The 14,080-nt window shown below is 39.2% G+C and carries 13 protein-coding genes; 5 read left to right on the top strand and 8 right to left on the bottom strand.

The window, feature by feature from the left end:
* On the top strand, positions 1–1,056 hold the full coding sequence (locus tag AC55NX_RS04920; protein WP_496994720.1) for a glycosyltransferase family 9 protein: 1,056 nt from the start codon (positions 1–3) through the stop codon (positions 1,054–1,056).
* 120 nt (positions 1,057–1,176) lie between these two features.
* Positions 1,177–2,157 carry a WaaS/CpsH family glycosyltransferase gene (locus AC55NX_RS04925; RefSeq protein ID WP_496994721.1) on the top strand — a complete coding sequence of 327 codons (981 nt, stop codon included), beginning with the start codon at positions 1,177–1,179 and terminating at the stop codon, positions 2,155–2,157.
* Here AC55NX_RS04925 and waaA read toward each other — a convergent pair.
* The 8 genes from waaA to rfaD all read right to left on the bottom strand — a co-directional run bounded on the left by waaA (position 2,135) and on the right by rfaD (position 11,000).
* Entirely contained in the window at positions 2,135–3,415 is a 1,281-nt protein-coding gene (gene waaA / locus AC55NX_RS04930; RefSeq protein WP_496994722.1) for a lipid IV(A) 3-deoxy-D-manno-octulosonic acid transferase, read from the bottom strand. The genes AC55NX_RS04925 and waaA overlap by 23 nt on opposite strands.
* A gap of 4 nt (positions 3,416–3,419) precedes the next feature.
* Positions 3,420–4,199, bottom strand: a complete 780-nt coding sequence (locus AC55NX_RS04935) for a glycosyltransferase family 32 protein (protein ID WP_496994723.1) — start codon at positions 4,197–4,199, stop codon at positions 3,420–3,422.
* Positions 4,200–4,211: 12 nt separating this feature from the next.
* Complete coding sequence (locus AC55NX_RS04940) at positions 4,212–5,435, bottom strand: O-antigen ligase family protein (RefSeq protein ID WP_496994724.1); 1,224 nt, start codon at positions 5,433–5,435, stop codon at positions 4,212–4,214.
* Positions 5,436–5,437: 2 nt separating this feature from the next.
* Positions 5,438–6,460 carry a glycosyltransferase family 9 protein gene (locus tag AC55NX_RS04945; protein WP_496994725.1) on the bottom strand — a complete coding sequence of 341 codons (1,023 nt, stop codon included), beginning with the start codon at positions 6,458–6,460 and terminating at the stop codon, positions 5,438–5,440.
* An 8-nt stretch (positions 6,461–6,468) separates the two neighbouring features.
* On the bottom strand, positions 6,469–7,500 hold the full coding sequence (waaF, locus tag AC55NX_RS04950; RefSeq protein WP_496994726.1) for a lipopolysaccharide heptosyltransferase II: 1,032 nt from the start codon (positions 7,498–7,500) through the stop codon (positions 6,469–6,471).
* 78 nt (positions 7,501–7,578) lie between these two features.
* Entirely contained in the window at positions 7,579–8,691 is a 1,113-nt protein-coding gene (locus tag AC55NX_RS04955; RefSeq protein ID WP_496994727.1) for a glycosyltransferase family 4 protein, read from the bottom strand.
* 120 nt (positions 8,692–8,811) lie between these two features.
* A complete protein-coding gene (locus AC55NX_RS04960; RefSeq protein ID WP_496994728.1) occupies positions 8,812–9,978 on the bottom strand; it encodes a nucleotide sugar dehydrogenase in 1,167 nt (388 codons plus the stop codon).
* Positions 9,979–10,058: 80 nt separating this feature from the next.
* A complete protein-coding gene (gene rfaD / locus AC55NX_RS04965) occupies positions 10,059–11,000 on the bottom strand; it encodes an ADP-glyceromanno-heptose 6-epimerase (RefSeq protein ID WP_496994729.1) in 942 nt (313 codons plus the stop codon).
* Between the two features lie 249 nt (positions 11,001–11,249).
* Between rfaD and rfbB the strand changes: the two genes are divergently transcribed.
* The 3 genes from rfbB to rfbD are packed head-to-tail and all read left to right on the top strand — an operon-like array spanning position 11,250 to position 14,080.
* Positions 11,250–12,317: a dTDP-glucose 4,6-dehydratase gene (rfbB, locus tag AC55NX_RS04970; protein ID WP_496994730.1), complete on the top strand. Its 1,068-nt coding sequence runs from the start codon at positions 11,250–11,252 to the stop codon at positions 12,315–12,317.
* On the top strand, positions 12,317–13,192 hold the full coding sequence (gene rfbA / locus AC55NX_RS04975) for a glucose-1-phosphate thymidylyltransferase RfbA (RefSeq protein ID WP_496994731.1): 876 nt from the start codon (positions 12,317–12,319) through the stop codon (positions 13,190–13,192). The genes rfbB and rfbA overlap by 1 nt, the downstream gene beginning before the upstream one ends.
* Positions 13,193–13,201: 9 nt before the next feature.
* Positions 13,202–14,080, top strand: a complete 879-nt coding sequence (rfbD, locus tag AC55NX_RS04980; protein ID WP_496994732.1) for a dTDP-4-dehydrorhamnose reductase — start codon at positions 13,202–13,204, stop codon at positions 14,078–14,080.

The following is a 14,080-nucleotide window of genomic DNA, read 5'->3' on the forward strand; positions in this document are numbered from 1 at the left end:
ATGAAGAAAAATATTTTTATTGTTAAATTTCAAGCATTTAGAGATGTTTTTCGTCAAAAGATCGGGTTATTTCTATTTGACAGAGAAAATCAAATAGAATTTGATTTAACGAAAACCAAGAGCATTCTATTTATTCGCAACGATGCAAAAATTGGTGATACGATTGTTTCATCTGGTGTGATCAGTAAAATCAAAAAATTTAGACCAGAGATAAGAATCATTGTTATGACGAATCCAAGTATGAGAGAGTTATTCGAAAGTGGATTTGGTGTTAATGATTTTGTTTATCTAAGGAAACGGCCATCTTATTCTGAGATTAGAAAGGCATGCCAAGAATTAGGCGAGATTGATGTCGCAGTATCATTGAATCAAAATATGAAGATGAAAGATATTTATTTACATCGATGTCTACAAACAAAAGTCAATATTGGCCTTGATTCAAAAGTTAAATTAATTAATAAAAACATTTCGAACGATATATGTGATAAACACTATTCTCTGAAGTTTGACTTCATTACTAAATGTATTGGGATCGATAAACCTGTAGAACCTTACATTATACCATCAAGTGAAAGTTCCATAGCTAAAATCAATCAGTTTATTTCGAATAACCAAATCGGGAAATACATACTATTTAATCCTTTTGGTAGTGGTAGTACAAGAAAATTAAATAAAGAAACCATTCTGAATATAATTCATCAATTAAATATAAACTATCCTAATTATCAGTGTGTTTTGCTGTCATCTCCTGGAACTCGAGATGAGATTAACAGAATGAAAATTCATGATAATAAACTAGTCTTCCATTTTGAGGATAGTGAATCAATTTATGATGCTATCTCTATCGTAGCACATGCTGAATTGATTGTTACTGTGGATACATCAATCGTCCATATTGCTACTGGCCTCGGTAAGAAGCAAATCGCTATTTATAAAGATGATGAGGAAAACTATAGAAATTGGGGGCCAAACTCAGATATGGCTCGGTCAATATTTACATCAAAGGATGATATTAATGACATTGACTTGTCTCGATTTAATGACTTCCCATTATAAACTAATGGTTCGTCTATCATCATGATCACTATAATTTTTATTATGTAATAGGCATTAGTAGTTTTTGGTCAATTCAAGGTAATTACAGTATATGCGAATAGAAACGGTTGGGATATATCGATGAATGTTCTTTTTATTTGCCCCAATTGGGCTGGATTAGCAACACCAATAATTAAAGAAATGTCCCGACAAGGACATCATGTGACTCATATTGACCATTCTGACTTATCTCAATTTCGTTACTTTGATAGTTGTCATCGTATTATGTCAAAAATTTATAGTAAAATATCAGGTATAAATTATAAACATAAGCAGAAAGATATTTTGGTAGAACAGACTCTGACCGGTTTTTTTATTGGTCGAGATAAATATGATATCATCATGATGACTGAACCGAATATATTTAATCGTGATCATTTAAATATATTAAAGAATCATACAAACATGATAGTTGCGACACTGTGGGATAGTTTGAGAAAATCTCCTGATAATGCAAATAACCTTGATATGTTCGACTTAACATTCAGCTATGATCAGATAGATTGTAAGGAAAATGGATTTATAAAAATAAATAATTATTTAGATCCAATGTGGAATGCACTACTCAACTATGATGAGTGCAAATATGATTTATTTTCTGTTATGTATTTTACAAAGGAACGGTATCAACATGTAATAAAAATCCTTGATAGCAACCCTTGGTTAAATCCTAATATTATATTTTACTGTGATCATCCACGCAAGCTAGAATATATAAAAGATTACCGATTAAAATCAACAGATAAGCTAGTTTTAGGTGAGGATTTAGCTCGTTATATTAGTGAATCAAAAGGTATTTTGGATGTATTACAGGGTGAACAATCAGGATTGTCATTTAGAATTTATGAGTCTATTGGTTATGAAAGAAAACTCATCACAACAAATTCTCATGTACGAGACTATGATATATATAATCCCAATAATATAGCTGTACTTAGTGATGATTGTATAATTCCACATAACTTTTTTAATCAGCCATATGAATCAATAGATAAGGATATTATATATAAATATACACTAGAATATTGGGTTAAATATATTATGAGTGAAATATCATATTAATAGTTTTCCTTAATGCGCCAGCATTGTCCATAACTAAATTTTTAGCCTGAGATGACATTTGATTGATTTGATCATGATCTTTGAATAATGCCATAACGTTGGTAGAAATTTCATTGGCATGATCCAGAATAATAACTGCCCCAGCTTGCTGTAAAGATAAAGTGATGTCGCGAAAATTATAATAACTGGGGCCTGTAATAGTTGGTATTCCTAGCGCGGCTGGCTCTAAGACATTATGTCCCCCAACTGTTTTCCCAATGAAACTTCCGCCCATAACACAGATATCAGCGGCTCCTATCAAAATTAGCATCTCTCCCATAGTATCTCCAAGATAGACCTGACATGGTTGACTATGAGTATTGTCTTGAGTTCGTCTTTGAGTTGTTAGACCTTCTTTCACACAGAGCTCATACACTGAGTTGAATCTTTCAGGGTGTCGAGGTACAAGGATGAGGAGTGCATCTGGGTACTCTTTCAAAATCCGTTTATGATTTTCAAGGATTAATTCATCTTCACCTACATGAGTACTGGCCGTAATCCATATCGGTCTTTTGGAACCTACTTTATTTCGTAAATAGACAGATTGTTTTTTTATTTCTTCTGAAATTTCAATATCATATTTAAGAGAACCTGTCACTGATAGCTGTGAGGTTTGAGCACCTAAAAGATGGAATCGGTCACTGTCTTCTCTATGCTGGCAATAGATATGATCAATTTTAGATAGACACAAATTGATTAAAGGTTTTACTTTTTTATAATTCTGGTACGACTTCTCTGATAATCGAGCATTAATAATAGATACTTTTACATGGTGATTCTTTGCTATATACAATAAGTTAGGCCAGAGTTCTGTCTCCATGATAATTAAATGACTTGGCTTTACTGATTGGATAAAACCCCGAATAGCAAAGGGGAAATCAAGAGGCATATATCGGTGCTCTGCAATGGCACTTACTTTTTGAGCTTGCTCCGCTCCTGTTGGTGTTGTTGTTGTAATAATTATTCTTTTTTCAGGAAAGTCGAGATGTAGTTGTTTGATAAATGGGATCACACTAATCGTTTCTCCAACCGATACGGCGTGAACCCAGATGATCTCCTGTTTTTGGGGAGCGGATAAAGGTGGAGTGAAGCCGAAATGTTCCGTCCATCGGGAACCAACACAAGGCTTCCCCTCTTTTTTCTTAAACAGATTTAAGAGATAAAAAGGAGCAATAATCGCTAGAACTAGTGTATAAATGAGCCGGATAAAGTTGTTCATATTGTTATTTTTTGACTAAATCGTTTGGATCTTGGTGAGTCCATTTACCACGGGGTTTATCTAAATATTGAAAGTGCTCATTGGTGAAAGTTCCCTGAATACACACATAGTTTCGTCCTCGGGCATGAACATTTTTTCCCTGTAGGACACGATTTAATACTTCTGGTCCAGTAGTCCCATATACGCCTTTTTCGACGTTGTAGTTCTCAATATTATTAACAATGGTATTCATAATCGTTTGATAGTGAGGGTTATTGGGAACAGTTGCCAAAAAGAAATTCGTATAATCGGTATTCCCTTTTTTAAACTTGATATAGAGCGCTTCCTGCTCACCTTGTAAAATTTTGCGGAGTGGCCAGACAAGGGTGGCATCAATATCCATATAGATACCACCTTGTTGATACAGAACTGTAATGCGCCATAAATCTGCTTGAGCAGCACCATCAGTCAGTTTTTGATAGGCTTTGTAAACATGTTCAGGTGCATGATCTCTCATGAACTGTTCACGTGCTTCTGTACTGACATACCGATAATCATAATCCAGAGACATCAGACGATTAAATAAGTAGTTGAGGTAAACAGGCAGAGTGCTGCGATTCGAATAATTGGTTTGCCAGATGACTCTTGGAATCGCATTGGTACTTTCCCAATTTAATTTATGCTTAGAGTTGATTGGGATGGTAAAGCGAGTCTTAGGTAAAACTGCATGAAAGAGATAAGAGAATAGTTTAAATAGATTCCCTACAACTCGAATTAAGCGATTGGTGACAATTATCATATTCATTATCTTATCCCACTATGTTTCATTGTTTTGGATATTCGTAAGATCATTTCGAGTGAAGTTAATAAGTACGGCAAGCATAAAACCGTAAAAGCTACTGATTAAGTTTTGTTCCAGAGGCACTTCTGTTAAGCAGAATATTGAAAACCCTAAGACAAAAATGAATCCACTCAATGCATGTGTCGACTTTTTTATATGTTTAAAAAAGAAAAACATTGGTGTGAAAATTAATGCAATAAAAGCCAATATACCGAGTACTCCATTACTCGCTAACATTTCAAAGTATTGATTATGAGCATGTGCTCTGGTTACACCTGTTGGCCAGTCGCTGACTTTACCGGCTTGATAGAGTTGCTGAATGGTTGCTTCTCTCTGAGAGTAAGTCTGGCCTATCAAAGGGCTTTTGATAAAAGACTGAGTTGCTGCGTACCATAATTGAATCCGTCCACCAGAAGACTCAGCATCTCTCACATCACCGGATAGAATTCGCTGAAATTCGGTTGTTGTGAAATTGATTCTATCCTGAAACTTTGATGAGTAGGTATAGAAAGTGCCAAAAAATACCAACATGATAATGACTATCTTTAGAGTGTTTTTAAATCGATGTTGTTTTGATTGGAATATAATACTAAAAACAAGTAGCAGAGGAATAGCAAAAATAGCACCTCGAGTTAATGTCAGTATTGTGGCAAAACAGCACATTAGAAACGATAGCCATAATATATTTTTTATATGGCTGCTGTTAGCCAGTGTTAGTGCTAAAAAAGCTAAGGCGCAAGATAAATATCCAAAATTAATACTATATAAATAGCCATCAACTCTAGGCATTTCTTTGATATAAAATTGATAAATCGCAATAACAATCGTACCGATTGAGCCAAAAACAATCCCCCAATCGAGATATTTTCTCGATGTTGTTGTTTCACTGATGATGTGCCGAATGAAAAAATAGATCGGGATGATGAATAAATAGCGAGATGCACCTTTAAAGTATCTAGTTGTATCCATGTCAGATAGGTAGATAGGAATATTAGCTACAAAATATGCAGAAAGTATAGCAATAACCATCCAATCTAATTTATCTAGAGTATAGTTGCGTTTCTCTTTAATTAAATACCATGCTGAAGTTAATAGTAAAATTAAGATAGCACCAATACTGAAGTTTTTAGTGCATAGCAGTAATGCTGGGACTAAAAATAGACAAGCATTAAATATTCTTCTGTAATATGTATTTTCCATCTCTACGACCATGATGAAACTTCGCTTTCGATTGTTTGATATATTTCCTGCGGGCTCGGGATACGACCATCTGCATTCATGACAATATGGTGTTTCTCATATCGTGGCGTATACCGAAAGGGAACCGTTGAGTAGAAAATTCCGACGGTTGGTGTGTGAGTTGCAATAGCGACATTTCTAATCCCTGTATCCGGGCTGACCACCAGAGCGGCTTTCGCTACCAGCTCTATGAGCTGTTCTAATGGGAGACAAATCTGAATTGAAAAATTAGGGTGTTTCTTAAGATCTTCAAGAAAATCTCCTTTTTCAAAGGTATTTTTACCCTCGAGAAAAATATGCTGAATATGGGGATGATTGGTTAAAGAGAGTTCAATGAGTGTTTTCATCTGTTGCTGGCTCAGAATTTTTGAGGTCTGAGAGGCACCATTAAAGAATAAGATGAATGGACTGGTTGTCTCTTGTTCGACTCGATGATCCGGATAGTTAAAATCGAGAGGGTAGCTTGGGTTATGTCCCAGTATTTTTAACATATCCAACATACAATCGACTTCCGGCTGGAAATCTGAACGCGGCACACAAACATTGTACAACACACCACGAAGATAGTTTTTATAAGGAAAACCGATTTTTAGTTTGGCCTGACTTAATGCCATCATCCAATGTGAGCGATTGGTACTGGCTAGGTCAAAAATGATATCTTGTTCTCCCAGATCCTTGATATTTTTGATCTTATCGAACACCGAAGTCTGTTGTTTTTTATCTTTGCCCGGCATGATATGAACACGATCAACCAGATCTTCTGGCATCCCATATTGATAGTTTGATACGGCAACGAGAGTGATCTGTGCATTGGGAAAAAATTTTCTCGCTTCGATCAGAAAAGGGCGGGCAATCACCTGATCACCGAGTGCCGCATGTCTGATTACAGCAATCTTCTTGATATTTAGCGGAGAAAAAACTTCAGTTAAATACTTTCTGGCTTTTTTTGTTGCGAAAGCCCCACGCTCAAACCATTGATATTTCATTACAATTCTTATTTGGGTTGTTGATGTTTAATCTGACGGATGACTTGATCTGGTGTCAGTTGCTTAAGGCAGTTGAGGTGTCCGTATGGACACTCCCTTTGAAAGCATGGCCTGCATTCTATATCAGTATTTAATGTAATTACATTGTCCGCTAACGGTGGTGTGTATTGAGGCGAGCTGGAGCCGTAGATGGCAACGATATGGCAATTGACCGCTGCGGCAACATGCATCAGACCTGAATCATTACTGACGACAGTATGGCAACAGGCGAGTAAATCGACCACCTCTACCAGCGTTGTTTTCCCAGCCAAATCAAAACAGTGTGACTGGCATTCCAGAGGGAGCAAGTTGCGGATATGTTGGGTGACTTCCTGATCTTTTTGTGATCCAAATAACCAGATCTGTTTCCCTGCTTTTATGAGGGATGATGCCAATTCGGCATAGTAATCAGCGGGCCATCTTTTGGCCGGTCCAAACTCTGCACCGGGACATAAACCAACAACTTCTCGGTCAGAGGCTAACGAAAAACGTTGTCGTAATTGCGCTTGTTGGTTTAAATCAATACTCAGCTTCGGTTTGAGACATTGCTCCAGTGACACTTCACTAAGCATCATGCTTTTGGGGACAGCTAAGGCTACATAGCGTTCCACCATATATTGAAAGACTTTTCTGTCAACTCTCAGATCGTTCAGCAGACCATAGCGCATTTCACCTTTCCATCCGGTTCGGACAGGGATGCCGGCGAAGAGTGGAATCAAGGCCGATTTGGCTGAATTGGGCAGAATGAAAGCATGAGTGTAACGACTAGCGGCTAACTGACGACCGATTTTCCATCGTTTAGTTAAACTAAAATCCCCATGGCCGATTGGCATCTCGATGGCGTGATCAACTTCAGGCATGCGTTCCAGAATCGGACCACACCATGCTGGTGCCAGAACATCAATTGTTGCGCTTGGATGACGGCTTTTGAGTTCACGGTATAAACTCTGCGACATCACCATATCTCCAACCCATGAGGGGCCGATTATCAGGATTTTCATTTGCATGATTTTAGAACGACTCATCTAAACTAGCGAGCATAGTACCATCAGCATGATAGTACCGTAAGCTGCTCGCGATTATTCCTGATAGTAATGTAGCAGATTTTGAGTATGTGTCTGTATTGAAAACTCTTTACATGCTCTTATTCTGGCTGATATGGCATTGTTTTTTGCCGCTTCATAGTGCTCATAGCTGTTCAGAATGGCTTGGGCAATGGATGTATCACTGGTCGGTGTACAATACTGAGCGTAATTTTCCAGTAATTCCGGAAGAGCGCCTGTATTTGCAGCCACAATGGGACGTTGAGCAGCCATCGTTTCGATTGCAGTTAAGCCGAATGCTTCATTAGCATAAGGCAGGCAAACGATATCCATGATGGATAGCTGTTGCTGGGTGTCTTGACGAAATCCGGTGAATATAACATGGTCGCTCAAATCTAAAGCCTGAATACTTTGTTTGACCTGAGCAAGATAAGCTAAATCGCATCCCTGTGAGGCTTCCAACCCGCCAACGATTACTAATTTACTATGAGGAAGAGTCTGCTGAACTCGCGCAAAAGCTTTCACCAGTTCAATCTGTCCTTTCCCCGGGCTAATACGACCAATCGTGCCGATCACAAAATCCTTTTCCGGGAGTGAGAGGGATTGTTTGATTGTTGCGATTTCATTGGGAAGCAGTTCTGTTTTGTCAGGAATATCTGTCCCTAACCACAAGCGTGTTATTTTCTCGGGGGAGACCGGAAGTGCATTAAGATTTCTCCGGTGTGTTTCATCACTAATAGACAATACCTGATCAACATGTTGGTAAACCCACCGATGGAAAGTATCTTTCTTGCTTCTTGTCACACCCATGTGTTCGGTGAATATAATTTTCACGGGGACAAACTGTTTAATTAGTGCGGCAACCAATAGATCACCGGATTTATGGCAGTGAATAATATTAATTTGATGTTGTTTAACCCATTGAATGAGAGAAAATAGTTTGACGGTGATGAGCTGAGACTTGCTCCTTGCCGTATACAGGGAGAATCGGTTTTCTGTCATCCCCGACTCAACTTGCGTACCAGCCAGACATAGACCGAATATTTGATATCCCGCAGAGAGGAATTGTTTACCCATTCTGATCGGGTACATTTCCAAACCTCCCCATCCTTTTGACAGGCATATATGTAATATTACGGGATGTCTCACTATCCTCTCCTATTGATAAAAGTGATATATACATTCTACAACATTCGGAGAAAACAGGTTAATTGATTGAGGAAAAAAGAGTTCTGAATGTCCTATCAGAACTCTTTTTCTTAGGTACGATTAGTCGGAACCGAAGAGATCCCGGGTATAAACTTTGTCTGCAACTTCTGACAGTTCATCTGACATACGATTTGAAATAATGATATCGGCCATTTGTTTAAACTCATCCAGATCACGTATCACTCGGGAGTTGAAGAACTGATCTTCTTTCATCGCGGGTTCATAAATGACAATTTCTAGCCCTTTTGCTTTCAGACGTTTCATGATTCCCTGAACTGACGATGCCCGGAAGTTGTCCGAACCAGACTTCATTATCAGGCGATAGATGCCGACGGTTTGAGGATTCTTCTTCAAAATACTTTCTGCAATGAAATCTTTCCGGGTTCGGTTGGCATCAACAATCGCGGCAATAATATTATTGGGGACGGTGTTGTAGTTTGCCAGAAGTTGCTTGGTATCTTTTGGCAGACAGTAACCACCATAACCGAAAGACGGATTGTTATAATGATTGCCAATGCGAGGATCGAGACAAACCCCTTCAATAATCTGACGGGTGTTCAGGCCATGAGCCTCAGCATAGGAATCCAATTCGTTAAAGTAAGCAACCCGCATGGCCAGATAAGTATTGGAGAAGAGCTTGACCGCCTCGGCTTCCGTGGCATTGGTAAAGAGCACTTGGATGTTTTCTTTTTGAGCACCTTCCACAAGCAGGTTGGCAAAAGTTGTTGCTTGATCACTTTGCTCACCGACAATAATCCGTGATGGGTAAAGGTTATCGTGAAGTGCTTTCCCTTCACGGAGAAACTCAGGGGAGAAAATAATGTTTTGGCAACCGAAGCGCTGTTTGACCTGTTCGGTATAACCAACCGGAACCGTAGATTTAATGATCATGGTTGCCTCAGGATTGATTGTAATCACATCCTGAATGACCGCTTCAACGGTCGTGGTATTAAAATAGTTGGTCTGTGGATCGTAATCTGTAGGCGTAGCGATGATGACAAAATTAGCATCACGATATGCTTCTTCTTTATTCAATGTCGCTTTAAAATCCAATTCCCGTGACGATAAGAATGTTTCGATTTCTTGATCGATAATAGGTGACTTTCGGTCATTGAGTAATGCGACTTTTTCCTCAATAACATCTAACGCTACAACGGTATGATTCTGGGCAAGTAGGATTGCATTCGACAACCCGACATACCCAGTTCCTGCAACAGCAATTTTCATAACGACTCCCAACCTAACGTATTAAAAATGAGACACTTGGTTATCATACAAGTCTCGCTAGGATTGGGAATGACTAAACGCTACTGATTAATGATATGTAAATATTCTGAGACACCTTCAGCAACAGTTTTGAACACAATGTCACATCCTGCAGCGCGTAGCTTCGTCAGATCGGCTTGCGTAAACTCCTGATAAGCACCTTTCAGATGGTCAGGGAACGGAATCGTTTCTATGACGCCACAACCGTAATATTCAATCACGGCTTTTGCCACTTCTTCAAACGACTCTGCTTTCCCTGTACCACAGTTGAAAATGCCGGAAATACCCTGTTCCCAGAACCACAAATTCACCTGACACACGTCACCGACATAAACAAAGTCACGGATAAAGTGATGGCTACCTTCAAACAGTTTCGGATTTTCGCCTGCTTTCATCTGATTATTGAGATGGAAAGCAACGGATGCCATAGAGCCTTTATGATCCTCGCGAGGGCCGTAAACATTGAAGTAGCGAAATCCAGTGATTTGTGAAAGTTTCTCACCATTTGCTTCAGCATCTTGCCAGAGACGGCGAACGTAATTATCAAACTGCTGCTTAGAGTAGCCATATACATTCAGCGCACCTTCGTATTCAGGTGATTCGATGAATGTCTTTGTTTCTCCGTAAGTGGCTGCAGATGAAGCATAGAGAAAGGGAATTTCTCTCTCTAAGCAGTAATGGAGCAACTCTTTTGAATACTCATAGTTATTGAGCATCATGTATTTGCCATCCCACTCGGTTGTCGCTGAGCAAGCACCTTCGTGGAAGACCGCTTCAATCGGACCGAAATCATCACCAGCCATGATCTGTGCTAAAAAGTCATCACGATCCATGTAGTCTGCTATGCTCAGGTCAACGAGGTTTTTGAATTTTTTACCGTTCTCGAGATGGTCAACGACAAGGATATCGTCAAATCCTTTGTCATTTAGGGCTTTTACGATATTGCTGCCAATCATGCCAGCACCGCCGGTTACGATGATCATAGGTTTTCCTGTGAAGATATGTATATGTATATGTATAATTGTCGCCCATTATAGCGAGTTGACATGCTGATGTAATCACAAAATCAGGGTTAAGCATGGGTTAACCTCGCCTCAAGTCAAAGATTCATGTATCATCCACCAAAGTTTTATTCCTCGGTAGATAAGCATTTGGGAGCTTTACCTAAGGGCGGTAGCGTACCTACGATATCGTGAAGTGAATGCTAATACAGTTAATTAGGAAGTTATTGAATGAAAATTTTGGTCACTGGTGGCGCAGGGTTCATTGGCTCCGCGGTTGTTCGTCATATTATTCGAGATACAATGGATAATGTTGTGAATGTTGATAAATTAACTTATGCAGGAAACTTGGAATCGTTACCTGATGAAGTAGCGACAAGTCCACGTTATTCATTTGAGCAGGTTGATATTTGTGATCGCTTGGCGCTTGATCGTGTCTTTCATAGCCATCAGCCTGATGCGGTGATGCACTTAGCAGCAGAGAGCCACGTAGATCGTTCAATCGATGGGCCGGCTGAATTCATTGAGACGAATATCGTTGGTACATATACACTTCTTGAAGCTGCCCGTAATTATTGGAATCAGCTGAATAAAGAAAGAAAAGAGTCATTCCGTTTTCATCATATCTCAACTGATGAAGTCTATGGTGATTTGGAAGGAACTGATGATTTATTCACGGAGACGACCCCTTACGCACCATCCAGTCCTTATTCTGCATCTAAGGCATCGAGTGATCACTTAGTTCGTGCGTGGTTAAGAACTTATGGATTTCCTACTATTGTAACCAACTGTTCTAACAACTATGGCCCTTATCACTTTCCTGAAAAGCTAATTCCGCTCATGATTTTAAATGCAATAGAAGGGAAACCGCTTCCAGTTTATGGTGATGGTATGCAAATTCGTGACTGGCTATTTGTAGAAGATCATGCAAGAGCACTCTATAAGGTTGTTACCGAAGGTACTGTCGGTGAAACCTATAACATTGGTGGGCACAACGAAAAAGCCAATATTGAAGTTGTGAAAACTATATGTGGTCTGCTGGAAGAGCTTGCCCCAAATAAGCCTAAAAGTGTCGCTAAATACGAAGATTTGATTGCTTACGTAAAAGACCGTCCAGGACATGATGTCCGATACGCGATTGATGCAACAAAAATTGCGCAAGATATTGGTTGGAAACCTGAAGAAACCTTTGAGTCCGGTATTCGAAAAACAGTTGAATGGTATTTATCGAATCAGAAATGGTGGAGTCGGGTACTTGATGGTTCCTATTCTCGCGAGCGCTTAGGTCAGGGGGAGTAATGAAAGGGATCGTATTAGCAGGAGGTTCCGGCACACGTCTGTATCCTTTGACTCGAGGTGTATCTAAGCAGTTAATGCCCATTTATGACAAACCGATGGTGTTCTATCCAATATCAACACTGATGTTGGCAGGGATTCGAGACATCTTGGTCATTACAACGCCTGAAGATAATGAAGGGTTTTACCGTCTTTTAGGAGATGGTTCAGCATTTGGAATTCATATTGAGTATGCCATTCAGGAGAGTCCAGACGGACTGGCTCAGGCGTTCCTTATTGGGGAACAATTCATTGGAGATGATTCTGTATGCTTAGTTCTTGGGGATAATATATTTTATGGTCAGCATTTTACTGGGATGCTAAAACGTGCAGCCGAAAGAAGCTCTGGTGCGACAGTCTTTGGTTATCAGGTTAAAGATCCTGAACGTTTTGGTGTTGTAGAATTTGACAATAATATGAGGGCGTTATCGATTGAAGAGAAACCTTTGCATCCTAAGTCAGATTATGCGGTTACAGGGCTTTATTTTTATGATAATCGGGTTGTAGATTTTGCGAAACAGGTTGTGCCATCAGAGAGAGGCGAACTAGAAATCACAAGCATTAATCAAATGTATCTTGATGATGGTTCTCTTAATGTGGAGTTATTAGGCAGAGGATTTGCGTGGTTGGATACTGGTACGCATGAAAGCCTCCATGAAGCATCATCTTTTGTCCAAACGATCGAACATGTTCAAGGGTTAAAAGTTGCCTGTCTAGAAGAAATTGCGTGGCGTAGCGGTTGGCTAACCAATGATGAGGTATTATCTCTTGCCCAGCCCATGTTGAAAAATGAATATGGACGTTATCTGGTTAAATTAATCAATGAATCTAAGAAGTAGGCTCATAAGATGAAAATATTGGTTACTGGTTGTAATGGGCAGGTTGGGCATTGTATTGTTCAGCAGTTATCAGATACAACAGCTGAATGCTTAGCCGTTGATCGAGAGCAACTTGATATTACTGATCGAGGCGCTGTTTTCAATATAGTAAGAAAATTTCAACCTCATATCATTATTAATGCTGCTGCTTATACTGCTGTTGACAAAGCAGAGGAAGAAGTAGAATTATCTTATCGAATTAATCGTGATGGGCCGAAATATTTAGCGCAAGCCGCGAATGAAATTGGGGCTGCTATCCTGCATATTTCTACAGATTATGTGTTCTCTGGTGATCTTGATGATGAATATAAAGAGACTGATGATACCTCTCCACAAGGGATTTATGGTGAGAGTAAGTTAGCCGGAGAAATTGCTGTTGCTGAAGCATGTGAAAAACACATTATTTTAAGGACCGCTTGGGTGTTTGGGGAACATGGTCATAACTTTGTGAAAACAATGCTTAGATTGGGGAGTGATAGAGACAAGCTGGGAATTGTATCTGATCAGTATGGTGGTCCAACTTATGCGGGTGATATTGCGGTAGCATTGATAAAAATTGCGGAATCAATTTATATCAAGCAAGCTGTCAAATATGGTGTTTATCACTTTTCCGGTTTACCTCACATCACGTGGTTCGGTTTTGCGGAAGCAATTTTTGATACCGCTCTAGATAAAAAACTTCTATCTAGTAAACCTCTATTAACTCCACTTTCCACCGAGCAGTATCCTACACCAGCGAAGAGACCTCTTAATTCTAAGTTATCAACAGATAAAATTATGCAAGAGTTTGGTATCTCAGCAAGTGATTGGCAAAAAGCTTTAACTAATTTAGAAAATTACAAGTTGTAA

The sequence above is a fragment of the Vibrio rubrogenes genome, assembly GCF_059641415.1.

What these genes read in the sequence shown, in the direction of transcription:
- AC55NX_RS04920 (WP_496994720.1), top strand. Translation starts at nt 1, where the DNA reads ATGAAGAAAAATATTTTTATTGTTAAATTTCAAGCATTTAGAGATGTT.
- AC55NX_RS04925 (WP_496994721.1), top strand. Translation starts at nt 1,177, where the DNA reads ATGAATGTTCTTTTTATTTGCCCCAATTGGGCTGGATTAGCAACACCA.
- waaA (WP_496994722.1), bottom strand. Translation starts at nt 3,415, where the DNA reads ATGAACAACTTTATCCGGCTCATTTATACACTAGTTCTAGCGATTATT.
- AC55NX_RS04935 (WP_496994723.1), bottom strand. Translation starts at nt 4,199, where the DNA reads ATGAATATGATAATTGTCACCAATCGCTTAATTCGAGTTGTAGGGAAT.
- AC55NX_RS04940 (WP_496994724.1), bottom strand. Translation starts at nt 5,435, where the DNA reads ATGGAAAATACATATTACAGAAGAATATTTAATGCTTGTCTATTTTTA.
- AC55NX_RS04945 (WP_496994725.1), bottom strand. Translation starts at nt 6,460, where the DNA reads ATGAAATATCAATGGTTTGAGCGTGGGGCTTTCGCAACAAAAAAAGCC.
- waaF (WP_496994726.1), bottom strand. Translation starts at nt 7,500, where the DNA reads ATGAAAATCCTGATAATCGGCCCCTCATGGGTTGGAGATATGGTGATG.
- AC55NX_RS04960 (WP_496994728.1), bottom strand. Translation starts at nt 9,978, where the DNA reads ATGAAAATTGCTGTTGCAGGAACTGGGTATGTCGGGTTGTCGAATGCA.
- rfaD (WP_496994729.1), bottom strand. Translation starts at nt 11,000, where the DNA reads ATGATCATCGTAACCGGCGGTGCTGGCATGATTGGCAGCAATATCGTA.
- rfbB (WP_496994730.1), top strand. Translation starts at nt 11,250, where the DNA reads ATGAAAATTTTGGTCACTGGTGGCGCAGGGTTCATTGGCTCCGCGGTT.
- rfbA (WP_496994731.1), top strand. Translation starts at nt 12,317, where the DNA reads ATGAAAGGGATCGTATTAGCAGGAGGTTCCGGCACACGTCTGTATCCT.
- rfbD (WP_496994732.1), top strand. Translation starts at nt 13,202, where the DNA reads ATGAAAATATTGGTTACTGGTTGTAATGGGCAGGTTGGGCATTGTATT.